The 471-nt window shown below is 27.4% G+C and carries 1 protein-coding gene; it reads right to left on the reverse strand.

What is annotated here, in order from left to right; all coding sequences use genetic code 11:
• Positions 1-471: tetratricopeptide repeat protein (locus tag FUA24_RS24545; RefSeq protein WP_148546067.1), on the reverse strand; the 471-nt coding region annotated here is incomplete at both ends.

Genomic DNA, 471 nt, shown 5'->3' on the forward strand with positions numbered 1-471 from the left:
AAGCCAACATTTACAATACCTATATTGGTTAAGGCATTGGCCATACCTAATTTATTATCACTTTTTTGCATTATACCATATGATTTTTGGTAATTATCAATGGCTTTTTGTTGCTGTTTTAAGTAGTCATAAATATTTCCAATATTATTGTAACTATTAGCTAAACCGTATTTATAATTTAAAGTTTGGTAAATTTTTGAAGCTTTTTCATGGTATACTAATGCCTTATTATATGTTTTTAACTTAGTGTACAGTATTGCAAGATTTTGGCTAGCGTTGGCATAATCTAAACTAAGGGTGTCTTTTAAATTTTTATATATGCTGAGCGCTTCTAAATACTTTGATAAAGACGAAGGATAATCAGACAAATACATATAGTTTATACCCATACTATTAAGCATTTTTGCCATTAACACACTATCATTTGCTTTTTTAAAAGCTTCAAAAGCTTCAATATTACATTTATTAGCT

It is taken from the genome of Seonamhaeicola marinus, from assembly GCF_008085455.1.